At 47.1% G+C, this 16,158-nt stretch carries 11 protein-coding genes; 10 read left to right on the plus strand and 1 reads right to left on the minus strand.

The features are described 5' to 3' along the window. Window positions 1-242 precede the first annotated feature (242 nt). The 10 genes from helD to V8F51_RS12640 all read left to right on the plus strand — a co-directional run bounded on the left by helD (window position 243) and on the right by V8F51_RS12640 (window position 15,257). On the plus strand, window positions 243-2,666 hold the full coding sequence (gene helD, locus V8F51_RS12595; protein ID WP_337100853.1) for an RNA polymerase recycling motor HelD: 2,424 nt from the start codon (window positions 243-245) through the stop codon (window positions 2,664-2,666). A 154-nt stretch (window positions 2,667-2,820) separates the two neighbouring features. Next, window positions 2,821-3,159, plus strand: coding sequence for a transcriptional regulator (locus tag V8F51_RS12600; RefSeq protein WP_337100599.1), 339 nt, complete (start codon window positions 2,821-2,823; stop codon window positions 3,157-3,159). 5 nt (window positions 3,160-3,164) lie between these two features. After that, window positions 3,165-4,715, plus strand: coding sequence for a tetratricopeptide repeat protein (locus tag V8F51_RS12605; RefSeq protein WP_337100601.1), 1,551 nt, complete (start codon window positions 3,165-3,167; stop codon window positions 4,713-4,715). Between the two features lie 190 nt (window positions 4,716-4,905). Further along, window positions 4,906-7,347 carry a hemoblobin-interacting domain-containing protein gene (locus V8F51_RS12610; protein ID WP_337100602.1) on the plus strand — a complete coding sequence of 814 codons (2,442 nt, stop codon included), beginning with the start codon at window positions 4,906-4,908 and terminating at the stop codon, window positions 7,345-7,347. A 22-nt stretch (window positions 7,348-7,369) separates the two neighbouring features. Then, window positions 7,370-9,076: an S-layer homology domain-containing protein gene (locus V8F51_RS12615; RefSeq protein ID WP_337100603.1), complete on the plus strand. Its 1,707-nt coding sequence runs from the start codon at window positions 7,370-7,372 to the stop codon at window positions 9,074-9,076. 129 nt (window positions 9,077-9,205) lie between these two features. After that, window positions 9,206-11,008 (plus strand): sensor histidine kinase, encoded by a 1,803-nt coding sequence (locus tag V8F51_RS12620; protein ID WP_337100604.1) that lies wholly within the window; start codon window positions 9,206-9,208, stop codon window positions 11,006-11,008. Next, window positions 11,005-12,141, plus strand: coding sequence for a response regulator (locus V8F51_RS12625; protein WP_337100605.1), 1,137 nt, complete (start codon window positions 11,005-11,007; stop codon window positions 12,139-12,141). Before V8F51_RS12620 ends, V8F51_RS12625 begins: the two co-directional genes overlap by 4 nt. Window positions 12,142-12,329: 188 nt before the next feature. Next, window positions 12,330-13,010 carry a response regulator transcription factor gene (locus V8F51_RS12630; RefSeq protein WP_337100606.1) on the plus strand — a complete coding sequence of 227 codons (681 nt, stop codon included), beginning with the start codon at window positions 12,330-12,332 and terminating at the stop codon, window positions 13,008-13,010. Next, entirely contained in the window at window positions 13,007-14,767 is a 1,761-nt protein-coding gene (locus V8F51_RS12635; protein ID WP_337100607.1) for a sensor histidine kinase, read from the plus strand. Before V8F51_RS12630 ends, V8F51_RS12635 begins: the two co-directional genes overlap by 4 nt. Further along, a complete protein-coding gene (locus V8F51_RS12640) occupies window positions 14,757-15,257 on the plus strand; it encodes a hypothetical protein (protein WP_337100608.1) in 501 nt (166 codons plus the stop codon). Before V8F51_RS12635 ends, V8F51_RS12640 begins: the two co-directional genes overlap by 11 nt. 49 nt (window positions 15,258-15,306) lie before the next feature. Here the strand turns inward: V8F51_RS12640 and V8F51_RS12645 are convergent, their stop codons facing one another. Further along, the gene (locus V8F51_RS12645) at window positions 15,307-16,056 is read right to left on the minus strand and encodes a YheC/YheD family protein (protein ID WP_337100609.1); all 750 of its coding nucleotides are present in this window, start codon (window positions 16,054-16,056) and stop codon (window positions 15,307-15,309) included. Window positions 16,057-16,158 lie beyond the last annotated feature (102 nt).

The following is a 16,158-nucleotide window of genomic DNA, read 5'->3' on the forward strand; positions in this document are numbered from 1 at the left end:
CGGAAACGTACAAGTCTTGCATAAATCAAAAAAAGAACCGGCAACGTCTGCCGATTCTTCACTCATATATATAGATTGCACGTTAACGAATAACGTGATATGATTACAAAACGATTGCCTCATTTTTTAAAACAAAATAGATTTATTGCATCATAACTACAATATAATTGTAGCATGTGGATTCGTTGTTTGTCAAACGTTATTTTCTTCATTCTACTTAAGCAAGGAGCGTGGTCGTGAACATGGTAAACGAGAACGATTGGCAGCAAGAGCAGGAGCGGCTGGATCTGGTTACGGAGAAGCTGCGATCGGCAATCGCCGAATTGGAGCCGGAGATAACAGGCCTTCGGAATCAGGTAGCTGACATTCGCAAGCGGTTCTGGGAAGAAGTTACGATCAACACGAGTACGTATGAGGATTTCGAAGACAGCTTCTACAGTATTAAGCAGCAAGAAGCAATATTGACGGAGCGGGAGCGCAGTCATCGACAACGGCTGCTGCGCTGGAAGAGCATGAAGCGGCTGCTGCCGACACCTTATTTCGGCCGGATTGATTTTCATGAGGATGGATTAAGTTTCAGCGAGCCTATCTATATCGGTGTTGCATCCTTCGTTGACGCAGACGGCGTCGACTTCCTGGTGTATGACTGGCGAACACCTATTGCAAGTATGTATTATGATCATTCACCGGGGGCGGCTACCTACGAAACGCCGGGCGGCACCATCTCGGGGACGATGACGCTGAAGCGGCAATACCAGATCCAAGGCGGGCAGTTGCGCAATGTGTTCGACACGAGCATAACGATCGGCGACGAGTTGCTCCAGCAGGTGCTTGGCAAGAGCGCCGATAATCAAATGAAAAGCATCGTAGCAACCATCCAAAGGGAGCAGAATGCCATCATCCGCAACGTGAAAAGCCGAATGCTCATCGTACAAGGGGCAGCCGGCAGCGGAAAGACGTCGGCGGCACTGCAGCGGGTAGCCTACTTATTATATAAATACCGTAATAGGCTCAAGGCGGATCAAATTGTTCTCTTCTCGCCTAATCCGATGTTTAACAGCTATGTATCCACGGTTCTGCCGGAGCTCGGAGAAGAGAATATGCAGCAGACGACGTTCCAGGAATATCTCGATCATTGGTTGGGGGCTGCGTTTAATCTAGAAAGCCCATTCGAGCAGATGGAATATGTACTGAGCTGGCCAGGTTCTGAGGGCTATGACGCACGGCTTAGCGGAATCCGATATAAGACGTCCGAAGCTTTCCTGACTGCACTCCAAAGCTATGCGCTGTGGCTTAGCAAGAAGGGCATGTTGTTCCGCAGCATTAGCCTTCGAGATCGGGAGCTGATTACGGCGGAGCAAATCGAGTTGCAGTTCTACAGCTACGACAGTTCGATTCGACTGGCTAATCGTGTATCTCTGCTGCAAGAATGGCTGCTGAGTGAGCTGCGGTCACTCGAACGCAAAGAGCGGGATGCCTACTGGGTTCAGGATGAGCTGAACTATCTAGACAACGACCAATATGCCGAATCTTACAGCAAACTGCGCAAGAAGCATGGGCAAGAAGCGGTGGTTCTTCCTTTCGACGAACAGTATAGGGAGATGCTGGAGGCGATGCAGGCGGATGAAGACGATGAATCGGACTTTCGAATGCAGGATGAGGAAGAGGAGCTGCTTCTCCGAATGATCGTGAAGGAGTCCTTCAAGCCGCTCAGACGGGACGTGAAGCGGCTAGTCTTCATCGATGTGATCGGGCTGTACAATCAGTTGTTCCATGATGCTGCCGCTTATCAGGAGATGACGAACGGGAACGAAATTCCACAGTATTGGCCGGAAATCTGCAAGCAAACGAAGGAGAAACTGGGGCGGAACGAACTGTTTTATGAGGATGCGACCCCATTCTTGTATCTGAAAGAGCTCGTAGAGGGCACTCGCATGAATATGGAGGTTCGGCATCTATTTATCGACGAAGGTCAGGACTATTCGTCATTCCAATTCTCGTTCCTCAAGCAGCTGTTTCCTCGGGCCAGTATGACGGTGCTCGGCGATTTCGGTCAGGCGATCTTCCCTCAAGCCACGAATCCGCACGAGACGGACTCGCCATTGATTCGGCTTTACGGCGAAGAGGACACGAGCTTGATCCGTCTTGTTCGGAGCTATCGTTCAACCTTCGAGATTGTAATGTTCACGAAGGCGCTGCTGCCTGGCGAAGAGATTGTGCCTTTCGAGCGGAGCGGTGCGAAGCCGTACCTCTTGAAGGCTCCCGATGATGCAAGGAGGGCTGCGCGAATCAATGAAGATCTTGCGGCACTGCAGGCTGAAGGCTTCGACTCCATCGCTATCATTACGAAGACTGCAGCGGAAAGTCGTGAAGCTCATGAAGCATTGAAGGCACAGGGCGGTGGGGAGCTGCGGCTCATTACGAAGGAGACTCTTACCTTTGAGAAGGGCGTTATGGTTATTCCTGCGTATCTAGCCAAAGGAGTCGAGTTCGACGCGGTGCTGATCTACGATGCCTCATCCGAGTCGTACCAACGGGAGAGCCAGCGGAAACTCTTCTATACGGCATGTACGCGAGCGATGCATCGTCTTCTGCTTTACACGACAGGAGATTGGACACCTTACATCGCAGCATTGAATCCGTCTCTGTATGAGATGGAATCATAAATGAAGTAATGAGTCTATTTGCAAGGCTTTCCTCGAAGGAGAGCCCACAAATAGGCTTTTTTCTTGATAGCAACTGCAGGTTGCGGAGGGCGGCAACGAAAGGTAGCTTTACTTTTGGGATCGGATTTTACAATAATGGGGTACAGATTGCGGGATGGTGATAGCTGATATTGAAATCATTATTAAAGTAAGCGATCTATTCGGAGTGGCCATTGACGAGCTATTAAGGAGCGATGAGGAGTTGACGAAAAAAGTGATTCATGACGGGAAGCAATTAGCTTATCCAAGGCTGAAATTTTTATTTGATGTTTTATTTCTGATTGGCGTCGTTCTGTTGATTATTAAGCTGGCGGTTGTCATACTGAATAAATTGGCGGGCTTCAATTTGGAGTTGTACGGCGGGTGGTTTATTTGGAACTTTGGGCCGTTGATCTTGATGATCGGTGCGGGGATTGGTTCCGGCGTATTGAAAGAAAAGTATAAAGAGGGTTAGTGTATATGACAATTGAGAAACAACAGCGTTACCGCTTTAGTGAAGCGCCTATATGGGAGATACAGCGGAGCTACTATGAGCAAAAAGGAATAGAGGCATGGAATAATGATCAGGTGCCTCAATATATAACGAGTAATCCGATGATCGCTGCTGCTTATGCAGAAATGATATTTGGCTTTCTTCAAGACCGGGCTGCTAAAGGATATCGTTCAGAGCCAGTTCTTATTGTGGAGCTTGGAGCGGGAGCGGGACGTCTTGCTTACCATGTGCTGCATGAGCTATGTCAATTAAGGGACTACGCGGACATTTCATTGCCCTCGTTCCGCTATATTATGACGGATTTGGCGATGCACAACGTGATGGCTTGGAAGGAGCATCCTGCTCTGCAAGCTTTTATTACCGAAGGGCTGCTCGACTTTGCTCGTTTCGATGCGGTTCACGATACCGAATTAAACCTCGTGATGTCCGGCACAACCGTTAGTGAGGGCGATCTGCAGCAACCGTTAGTTATCGTTGCCAACTACTTCTTTGACAGCATTCCGCAAGAGCTGCTTTATGTCGGTGACGGCCAGATTTATGAGGCGGATGTGTTTGTTGAATACCCAGAGGATAGAGAGTCTCTTACGCCGACACAGCTATTGGATCAAATAGAGCTGCATTATGAGCATAGACGAACACCGGAATACGAAGCAGAGGATTATCCATACCGCGATGTGATTGCCGTTTACCAGGAACAGCTGGAGGACTCGCATATTTTATTTCCCGAGGTTGGACTCACTTGTTTGGAAAGAATGAATTTGCTTTCCCGTGAGGGCTTTCTGTTGCTGACGGCGGACAAAGGCGATCACTTGCTTGATAACTGGAAGTTCGCGGATCCGCCTGAGTTGGTCGTACATGGAAGCTTCTCGCTTACCGCCAACTACCATGCAATTAACCATGTATTCGAACAACGGGGAGCTGCCGTTTTGTTTCCCCCGCATCATTATAAAAATATTAATGTCGGTTGTGTGATCCATATCGATTCGCCGACAGATTATTTCAATACCAGATTAGCTTACCGACGGTCGATCGAACGATTTGGCCCGGACGAATTTTTTAGCATGAAGGAATGGGTAGATCTTCATCTAGATCGGATCGGTATCCAGCAGCTATTGAGCTTTTGGCGCTTGGGCGGCTATGATGCGGAATTTTTCATTCAGAGTAAAAAGCAGCTCTCTCGTCTGTTGCCGGATGCGAACGATGAAGAAATGCAGGATATATGGAGAGGCATACAGCTCATGTGGTCATCGTATTATGACATCGAGCATCGTAACGATCTGGCGCTCAATGCCGGGATGATGCTGTTCGAGATGGAAATGTACGAAGATGCCATGTTTTTCTTGAAGGAATCGGTCCATGAAGACCAGGCAGAGCGCATATCAACCTTATATTATTATTTGGCTATTTGTTGTTTGGAGCTTGAGCTGGATGAAGAGGCTTCGCGTTACACGAGAGAATTGTTGAAGCTTGAACCTGATCATGATGAGGGATTGGCATTGTTGAATCGTTTGGTTTAGAGATCAGTTGCATAAGCTAATTAATTAACAATACGGCGATCTCCCGCTAAGCAAAATGCGGAAGATCGTTTTTTTGTCCTGTTTCATGGTTTTATGTCGGAGTTTGTCATTTTGCAGTCATCGGGGAGGAATATACTTGTCTAAATCTTGGATTAGAAACTATTTTACAATGTAGGAGTGAAGAAAAGACATGGTAATAAGAGATGGGAAAAGCAAGACAAGCTTTAAGCGAATGATGTCGCAATGGATGGCAGTTGTATTGGCTGCGACTACGGTACTTACGGTTTTTCCTGGCGTAAGCCACGCAACGGTTGTTGATTCTGTTGCTTCTGCAACAGCGGCAGTAAGCAGCGACAACACGACGATAACCGTTACGTTTAATACGTATGCGACTCCAACGGTTTCTTTGGTTGATTTGATGTCGAATATTGAAATCGAACGTTCGGATTCCGATACACCTGTTAGTCTTCTAACGGACGATGAGGATAATGAAATCAGCATGGTAGAGGATGAAGAAGAGGAAGTCAGCCAATTGGTGATTACGCTGGATACGGCGCTCGAGGGAACGTCCAACGCCATTACGGTTAAGGCGGGCTCCGTTATGAACAGAGTCAGCGTCGCTTCAGTTTCTGACATAACCGTCAACAATATCGCTGCACATGATATTACGCCGCCAGCTTTTGTGGGCGCCGAATCATCCGATGGCGATTATGTATATTTGAATTTTGATGAGAGTTTTACGATTAATGTGCCTAACGGGGGCAATGCCGATACTTTCTTAGCAGGCAGAATTAGTGTTTCGTCTGAGGGAGGGGCGTTCGTACCCTTTACTTCGCAAGCTGGCGAGGCCTATCAAGAGGATGCTGCCCAAATTTACTTGTCCTATGATAACGAAGTGAGCATTATTGCTGGCCCGAATACAGTTATCAAAATTGCAGCCGGCACTTTGAAAGATGGGGCAGGCAACTTGAATGCGGAAATGAATGTACAGGTTAGTCCTCCTGTCATCGAAAGCGTTGAAATTAGCAGCGACAATCGTGATGTAACGATTACTTTCAATAAGAATGTGTTTGACCATACAAATAACAACTTAAAAGACTATATTAAGTTAGTTAGAGACGTCAATTCAAACTACGAGAACTTATCGCAAGGTGATACCGTATCGATTGTTTCCAACCAACTGCATATTCACTTTGCAACGGCGTTGTACGGGGATTCCAATCAAATCATTATACAGGGCAATACGCTTAAGGACGATTTTGGAAATGTCCAGAATAGCTCCCGGGCATCGGCTTTGATTCAAGCTCATGAGCTGGAAGACGATCAAACTCCGCCTAAGCTTGTGAATTATTTATTTACCAATTCCTTGCATGATTTAGCTTTGATCTTTGACGAAGAGGTAACGATCAATGAAGAAGACATCGCTTATTTCAAACAAAGTGTAAGGCTGTATAACAATTACTACGGATATTATTACGGGCTTCCCACGGATGCGACGGTGACCATCTCCGGTTCTACCGTAAATATTCACTTCCCAACTTTACCAGTCGGTAGTGTCAGTGTTTTTTACTTCTATGGAGTGAACGTAGTGAGTGATATGGCTGGAAATATCTACAATGGTCAGATCGAGACTCGGTGGGTTAACGTGGACGGCTATATACATCCTTATATTAATCAAGGATATTTCTCGAAAGACGGCCGTTTCTTAAGCATTGATATCAACACGCGCTCGGGTGAATTAGTCGATCTTACTCTTAATTCACAAGGCTCGCACTTGAAAGATCGTATTACCCTATCAACGGATAACGGATTAACCTTCTCGGCCATGGAAGCGGATGATGTTGTCACTTTGGCAGGAAATAAAATCATGATTATTTTTGCCGAGCGGAAAACAAGCGGCTCGATAAGAGTCAAGATCGCTGCGAATACAGTAAGGGATATTCATGGATATGGAGACAACAATACTGAATTGAATGAAGCGATTGCTCATAACACGCCTGATATGACAGGATTTTTCCTTAGCAACGCAGCAAGCGAATTCGTATTCGTGGATAATGCCGATTGGAGATCCAATGTAGGCTCGGTCATGATTTATGATAATAATTACGACACATATAGACAGTTGAACAGCTCGGAATATGTTTTATCTGAGGGTAAGTTCATAGTTAAGCAAGGTGTTTTCCAAGAGGGTGGCTACTATTATATTCGTATTAATGCAGCGGGCTATAGCGAGAAAGAGATTAGCGGATACAGCTATCGTTCGTCCGAACTATTCTATATGACGGCGCCTGTATTGACCGCAACAAACGGCATTACGGCAACCATAAATTTGCTGAGCAATGCTTATAACGACGACACGATCGGCAATCAATCGATTATATTTGCATTATTCGATGGACAAACGCCGGTTAGCATCGTAGCAGCAGATTTGAAAATCGGAACGGGTACGTATTCCGCCAATTTCAATGTTAAGGATGCGGGTACAAATTCAGATTATACGGTCAAAGCCTATGTAGTCAGCCATTATAACAATGATCCAAATAATGTCGGATTAAATCTAGCTACGGTGAAAACGCAAAGCGAATTTGATCTGGCTCTTATCCAAGCGTTAGAAAATAACAATGAATATTAATTGGAAAAGGAGGAATCAACAAGTGAAATTTCGCAAGCTAAGCATCCTGCTGGCTCTCATGCTTTGTCTATCTCTTGTGCCTGTTTCGGCTTATGCGAGCAGCTCTGAAATCGAGTTAAATCCGATTGCAGCAGTTGAGCAGGGCGACTCCGTTGTTATTTCCGGTACGACTACGCTGACTGAAGTCATTGTTAAAGTGCTGCGTCCTAGCAACAGCGTTTTGTTTTACGATATCGTACAAGCAAGTGGCGGACAATTTTCCGTTTCGTTTACTCTTGCCGGCAGCGAGGCTAAAGGGACTTATAAGGTCGTTGCTGGACAAGCAGACCAGGTCGATACGGTGGACTTTGTTGTTAAATCGGCTAGCACCGGTGGTGGCGGTGAGCCAATAGGAACGATTACGCCTCCTGAAACAACACCTGATACGAGACATCCTGTAACGCCGGGTGAAACGAATGCCAATCCGGTTGTCGTTGATACTAGCAACAATGTTGTCGATCCTTCAAAGGATGCGAATGGTCGAGTAACAAACATCGTTAAGCAAGACGATGCTGCTCTTGCTGCTGCCCTCGCCGAAGCGGCACGTCAGGATAACCATGGTGATGCTCCGATTGTTTATATTGCTTACAGCAATAAACCAGGAGAGGGCGTTCAGTTCAATCTATCGGCAGCAATCCTGGCTGCTGCTGCACAAGGCGCGCCGGACACGATTGTTTCCTTGCAAACGATGGATGGGGAGTATTCATTGCCTCTAAGTATTATAGACTTTGCCGCGCTTGCGCAAAGCTTGGGCACAACACTGGATAAGGTTAGTATCCAAGTAAACATTTCGACAGTAGCCGCAGACATCAATGCCGAGATCAAAGAGAAGGCGCTTGATTTGGACGCTTCCCAGCTTGGAGTCGCTATTCAATTCACGATTACAGTAGCAGGCAACGGGAAATCAATCGAGTTGAACCAATTCGGTTCTATCTATGTCGATCGTAATATCGTATTGGGCAGCTCTGCTGATGTTGCTCACTCAACCGTTGTCCTGTACGATCCGTTGACCGGTCAATTCTCCTTCGTACCGGCTACATTCGGCAAGCAGAAAGACGGCTCAACGAAGATCACATTCAAGCGGAACGGCAACAGTATATATACGGCCCTTTCCTTGACGAGAACATTTAATGATATCAGCAGCCATTGGGCCAACAAGGATATTGAGCTGCTAGCTTCCAAGCTAATCGTGAATGGCGTTTCGGATAACGAGTTTGCTCCGAACAAGTCAATTACGAGAGCGGAATTCGCAGCGTTATTAGTCCGTTCCCTGGGCTTGTCGGTGGATACGGCTTCTTCTTCTAATTTCAAGGATGTAAGCACGGACGATTGGTTCGCTGGCGCCATCGGCGCAGCTGTGAAAGCGAAGCTGGTTGAAGGCTATAACGATAACAGCTTCAAGCCGAATGATACGATTACTCGTGAGCAAATGGCTGTTATGGTGGCAAGAGCTATAACAGCAGCAGGCAAATCGGTCCATGTCGAAGAGCAGAACAATCAATCATTGGCTGCATTCACAGACCATGCGGACATCAGCAGCTGGGCGCAGAAGTCTGTAGCGCAATCCATAGAAGCGAAGATCATTACAGGCCGGACTGACGGATCGTTTGCCCCATCGGCAAATGCGACTCGTGCGGAAGCGGTTGTTATGCTGAAGCGGTTATTGCAATATGCAGCCTTTATAAACTAAACGGCAAAAGGTTCGAAGAAAGGGAGTGCTAACCTTTGGTTAGCGCTCTTTTTTGTAGATTAAATTCTATATTCTGTTAACATTAGTTGCATAGCGAAACATCACATATTTTGTCGGGAGCGGGTATCGGTGCAATATAATTTGTATTTATCTGCTCTACTCATTGCAGCTACCTGCTGTACATTAATTATTTCCTACCTGTCCTGGAATAAGAGAGAGGTTCCCATTGCAAGAAGCTATGGACTCGGTATGCTGGTCAGCGCGTTTTATTCGATCGGATACGCCTTTGAGATCATTAGCGCCAATTTGGAGCATATCCGTTTCTGGCTTCGGATAGAATACATAGGCATTTCTTTCGCTACTGTATTTTGGGGAATAATGGTCTTGCAGTATACGGGGCGGCAAGCATGGTTGAGCAGAAAAGTTGTTGCATGGCTGATGGTCAGCCCTACGATTACCTATATCGCTCATTTGACGAACGAGTGGCATCATTTGTTTTATACGAGCATGACAATCGAAGAGTGGAGAGGTATGCCTTTGGTTGTCTTGGTGAAAGGGCCTTTATACTATATTCATGTTGTTTTTGCTTACTCCATATTTGTAATCGGCATGCTTATGCTGATCCAAATGTTCATGAAAGCTACGCCTCGCATGAAAAAACAAATTGCCTTTATGATTATTGGATCATGGGGTCCTTATGGGTTCACCCTTGTTTACTTAAGCGGATTGTCCGATATGCCTATAGATCTATCGCCCTTCGGATTTGTGTTATCGGGCGTATTCTATATGTGGGGTATCTATCAATTCAACATGCTGAGACTAGCTCCGCTTGCCTCTCAGAAGGTATTCGAGTCGATGCAGGACGCGGTTATCATATTGGATATGGACAATATCTTAACAAGCTATAATCAGTCGGCGGAACGTATAATCGGAGGATTGAACAAATCGTTGATCGGCCAGCCTGCTGACCGAATATTAACCCAATACCCCGAGTTGCTAGCCAAAACGATTCAAAACCCTTCTGTAGAAAGCAGAGTGCGCCTCTTAGTTTCGGAGGCTGCTGCCTTTTATAATGTTCATCTATTCTATTTCAATAATAAAAATCAAAAGCCGGTCGGCAAAGCGCTTCTATTAAGCGATGTGACGGAAATGGTGATCTCCGAGGAGAAAGTGCTGGAGAATGCAAGAAAGCTGAGTGAGCTGAATACGTTCAAAGATAAAATGTTCAATGTTGTCGCCCATGATATCCGGGATCCTCTCGCCGTACTCATCAACTTGATGGAATTAATGGAGGAAGAAATCCATGCACAGGGAGAAAGCCCGGATGAAATCGTATTGGAGATGAAACAGCAAATCGAGAACACGTTCATTTTAGTGGAGAGCTTGCTGGATTGGTTTCGTAGTCAACAAAAGGGTTTTGTTTTTCACCCCATGGAAAGGGATTTAGGTCATGTGGTGCAGCAAAACTTGCGCTTACTGCATGTTCGCAGCGAAGGAAAGCACATCCAAATCGTATCTGACATACCAGACCGCTCGTACGTGTATGCCGATAAGGAAATGCTTGATTTAATTATTCGAAACCTGCTGTCCAATGCGATTAAATTTACAGATTTCGGCGGCAGAATTACGCTGGAAGCAAGCATGAAGGGCAATCAAATGATCGTAGCTATAAGCGATACAGGAGAAGGGATATCCCCTGATCAAGCCCGAACGTTGCTTAAGGAACCGTATCCGAGCTCTTCCGTGGGAACAGCTGGAGAGCGGGGCGTGGGCTTGGGGCTAGCCTTGTGCAGAGAGTTCGTCCGTCTGAATGGCGGCGAAATATGGTTCGACAGTGCTCCTGAGCAGGGAAGCACGTTTTATTTCTCCATTCCAGCTTCGACTGAATCACTGCCGGCACGAGCATTGCGGATTGGAGGAGAAGCCGTATGAAGGTAATTGTGATCGACGATGAGAAGGCGATGCACTTGATTCTGAAGCGGATGCTAAGCAAGATGGAAGGCGTTGAAATAACCGGTTGCTTTCTGGAGACGGCAACGGCGTTTGCGTATATGTTAAATCATGAGGTAGACGTCATTTTCCTGGATATTAGCATGCCAAGGGAAAGTGGTTTAGAGTTTGCTGAGAGGCTGCGGGAGAGCGGCAAGCAAACCAAACTCGTATTTATAACCTCTCACAAGGATTATGCGCTTCACGCTTTCGACGTATACGCCTTTGATTATATTGTGAAGCCTGTTGTACAGGAAAGACTTTACAAAACCGTTCAAAGGGCTTTGGCGGAGTGCGATTCTGAGCGTATGGTCCATGCTGATTCGAAGCAGATATCCGAGACCGTATTTTTTAATTGCTTGGGCGGAATTGATATTCGGAGTGCGCAGGGTGACAGGGTCAAATGGAAATCAAGTAAAAGCGCAGAGCTATTCGGTTATTTGCTTATGCACAAAGGCAGGCTTGTATCCAGGGCGAGGCTGATCGACGATATATTCAGCGGCATGGAGCAGAAAAACGCAGAAATATACTTAAATACAACGGTATATAAGCTGAGGAAGGTGCTGGACCTGTACGGGTTAAAGGAAATCCTTCATTCGGATATTAGTCATTACGCGCTTAATCTTAGCCGTGTGCGTGTCGATGTTCATATCTTTGAAGAAGATATTAGGAAGATGGCTATTGTGAATGAAGCGAATATCGATCAGGCGCTGCAGCTCGAACAGTCGTTTACGGGAGAACTCTTCGGGGAGTATGCTTTTAATTGGGCATTAAACGAAGTGGAGCGGGTATCGTTAATGTATCATTCCTTCTGCCGGCGATTATGTGAAGCTTTGTGCGAGAGCGGAGATGTGGATACAGCCGTTCGGCTCCTGCTGAAGCTCAAGAGGCGTAATCCGATAGATGAAGAAACGATTATGCAGCTTTTGAGCGCTTTGGCTAAGCACAAAAACAAAGAAGCTGTTATACAGCATTACCGTCAATTCGCACAAACGCTGCAACAAGACATAGGGATAGAACCATCAAATGAAGTTACGATGCTCTACGAGCAGTTGTTGGTCAATATGGATGTGTAAGAGAGGGGGTCACCGCAAGGTGGCCTTTTTGGTTGTCCATCCAAATTTCTTGCAACGTACACACGATGTACACAGCAGTACTCTATATTTACAATTAGAAGGGCATACGGAGGTGAGGGTATAAGAATTGCTGTCCGGGCTTACATTATGGAACAAAAAGATAGCGTGTAGATGCGGAGTGCTCAGCCTTGAATCGAAAGATATTATTAGTCGAAGACGATGTGCTTATGCGTGAATTTATAACGGACTATTTCAAAAAGGAACAGTGGCAGGTATACGAGGCGGAGAATGGGAGAGTCGGGCTGGAATTATTCGAACAAACTTCCGTCGACCTTGTCGTCCTGGACATTATGATGCCGGAAATGGACGGTTGGTCGTTATGCAGGCGCATTCGAGAGAAATCCGATGTCCCGATCATCATCATTACGGCGAGGTCGGAGGACGATGATCAAATGACGGGATTCGAGCTTGGAGCGGATGAATATGTGACGAAGCCTTTAAGTCCGAGAGTGCTGGTCGCCCGGGCAACCGCTTTAATGAAAAGAAAAGAGGGGACGATGGGACAGCATGGCGACATGCTCAGCTATGGCGGTCTGCTCGTCAACCGAATGGCTCATACGGTAGCCGTAGCCGGAACGGCGATTAATTTGTCGCCGAAGGAGTACGAATTGCTGCTCTTCCTCACCAAGCATTACGGGAAGGTAGTGTCCCGCGAATATATTTTGGATGCGGTATGGGGCTACGATTATTATGGCGACTTGCGTACCGTAGATACGCATGTTAAGAAGCTTAGAGCCAAGCTCGGAGATGAAGGCCGCTACATTCGCACCGTCATTCGTGCGGGCTATAAGTTCGAGCTGGAAGCATGAGAAAGCATAGTGTCGTTCGTAAGCTGTTCGTTGTTACGTCCGTTCTGATCTTACTTGTTTTTTCCTTAGTCATGCTTGCGGAAGGCTTGTTCTTCGAACGGTTCTACCGCGCTTCCAAGACGGATGCCCTTGAGCGGAATATGAATCAATTCGCCGAACGATTCCGGCAATCCGAGGAGAGCGAACGTCTTGTCTCGCCGCTGCTAGGCACATTCATGAATGAGAACGATGCGAGTACGGCTGTCTTGAATAGCCGGTTCGAACGTTTAACTTTAAACCCCTATTATATGAAGCTGGAGACGGAAGGCAAGATCGTTACGATCCTGATTCCGACAGCAGGGATGACGATGGATGCGATCCCGCAAGGGCTTCAGCCCGGCGATGAGCTGGCGGTCGACGGAATCTTCATGGATGAGAAGGATACCGTACTGCATCCGGTCGTTATAAGCCCGACAAGCCCCGAGCCAGAAGTCGGAATGGTACGCGTGACAGGGGAAATTGCCGATGTGCTGCTGCCTGAGAAACGCTCTTACAACCCTCTGTATCAAGATGCGATAATTGACGATGCGCTTAGCGATTGGGTACCGGAAGCGGGTTCCTTCCTTACTCGTCTGCAAAGCGGCTCAGTCATACAGATGGATTGGAGGGATGAATGGAGCGGAGTCGAGTATGCCGTGCTCATCCGAGCATTGCCGGAGGACAGCCATGGAGCACGTTACTTTATTGCGATGACCTCCCTCCAGCCTGTCGGGGAAGCGGTCGGGATCTTAAAGCAATATGTCTTCTATATCGCGCCAATCATCGTCGTGCTCGTCATTCTTCTGTCCATGATCTATTCGAAAATCGTCTCGCGGCCGCTCGTGCAGCTAAGCCATTCTGCAGAGCGACTCGCTCGGCTGGACTTTACCGAGCAGCCATTAATCCATACGAAGGATGAGTTCGGCGAGCTATCGCGCAATATGACCTTATTATCCAGAAATCTGGATAGCGCTTTGCAGGAGCTTACGCTTGCCAATACGCAGATGCAGCAGGATATGAGAGAGAAAGAAAAGTCTGAGGAGCTTCGCAAAGAGCTGATCGCGAACATATCCCATGAGCTCAAGACTCCGCTTGGTATTGTCAAAGGGTTTGCCGAAGGGCTGCAGGATGAGGTGGCAAGCGACAAGAGAGACCGATATCTTGCCTTAATCGTAAATGAGACGGATCGGATGAATGCGCTCATTATGGATATGCTGGAGCTTTCCAAATTCGAGGTGAAGGCTGTCCAGCTGCAGCCTAGACGACTATTGCTGACGGCCCTTATTCAGAAGGCGGCTGATTCGTTCGACCGACAGTTGGAGAGCAGGCAGCTAGCCATTCGATTCGTCGTGGATGAAGAGGGCCAGTTGTTCGTTACGGCGGACGCTAGAAGGATGGAGCAGGTCGTATTAAATTTACTGAGCAACGCCATTCGTCATGCGGCGCAGAATAGTATCATTACAATCAGCGTAAGACGAACATGCGAAGGTAAAGTAGCGACAACGATCGAAAATATAGGATCGCCCATTGCCGAAGAAGATTTGAGCCGAATATGGGATCAATTCTATCGGGCTGAGCGTTCCCGGGATCGAAAATCCGGCGGGACGGGTCTTGGACTTGCCATTGTGAAGCATATTCTAGAGCTGCACGAGAGCGAGTACGGTGCGACGAACACGATATCAGGCGTTGCCTTTTCTTTTAACTTAAACGAAAGCAGGGAAGATCCCAATGAAAACTAAAAAATATATGTTTCTCGTATTCACTATGCTTGTGCTGCTTCTAGCCAGTGCATGCGGCACGAAAACGGGCGCCGAAGCGCCTGCGGATGCAGCAACGTCGAAGCCGGAGGCTTCCAGTCCGGCGAATACCGATAAACCAGCCGACGATGATAAGGCAGACGCAGATAACGAGATTTTGATCATCATTGATCAGACCCAGAAGCCAATCGAAGGGAATAGCTTCGATTTTACAGTGAAGCAGCTTCCTTCAGGATATGCTCTAGCAGAAATGCAGTGGGTTTCCGGGTCTAACAAAATCGTTAATTCGATCCAGGATGCAATTGCCCATGGAGGCAACGGAGAAGACGGATTTTATATTAGCGGAGACGGACAATTCATGGGCTTCTTCTATCCGGATACGATGAAGGGCGAGAAGGGCGAGGTTATGTTCATCTTCAGAAATGAAGCGGGCAAGGAGCTGACTTGGAAGAAAGAGATCACGTTGAACTGATATAACACAACTAAGGCACCTGGAGGACGGGTGCCTTTCGCTGTATTCGCTATTGCTTTCGATTCATTGCCTGGTATCTTCGAATCGTTCGATACATGCTGCGATCCTTCAAGTAGCGGAAGCCGCCTACCATCGGTGTGCAGTTGGCTTCAATCATCCATACGCGGCCGTTCACATCGACTGCGAGGTCGTAGCCCCAGATCGTCTGTGCCTTGAAGGTACGAGAGAATACTTTGGAAGCTTTGAGCGACAAATAATCGAGGTCGGCCATCGTTTTCCCGATGTTTTTGATATGAGCTTGCTGGAGCGCTCTTCGAACCGTTTCGACATTCGCCCCTTGCTGGAGGTTCGTGACGACTGAGCCTTTCTTGCCGATCTTGGCATGCTTGCCTGTAATGATCCATTTGGATTCGCCTTTCTCGCGCTGTACGATGTAGCGGAAATCGATCAGCTTTCCATCGACGCTAGCGAGCTGGATGCAATATTGGATAATGAGCGTCCGCTTCCCCTTTAATCTAGTAATTAAGGCGATCAGTGCGTCACGTCCGGCGGCTTTTTCATTAACCCCCGAAGTCTGTACATGGTAAACCCCGTCCCTTACTGTCGACACTTTAATGATGCCGACGCCGCCGGAGCCGACAACCGGCTTCAAAATAATATCCGGATAAAGATTCAGCAATTTCCATAGATTTTCGGACGAGTATCTGTATGATTTAGGTAGAAATCTGACCAACGCTGGACTGTTCATTAATAGCTGATGCTTATACCACTTATTCCTTCGCAATTCGCTTGCTATCATAACCACACCCTCGCTCCATAGTCTATTTACTATACGAGAGAGCGATCGCGCATGACTGGTCGTTCGCCCGATTGTTAGAAAATAGATTATAACCTACGGTTC

This window comes from Paenibacillus sp. YIM B09110 (genome assembly GCF_037167145.1).
Classification (GTDB): domain Bacteria; phylum Bacillota; class Bacilli; order Paenibacillales; family Paenibacillaceae; genus Pristimantibacillus.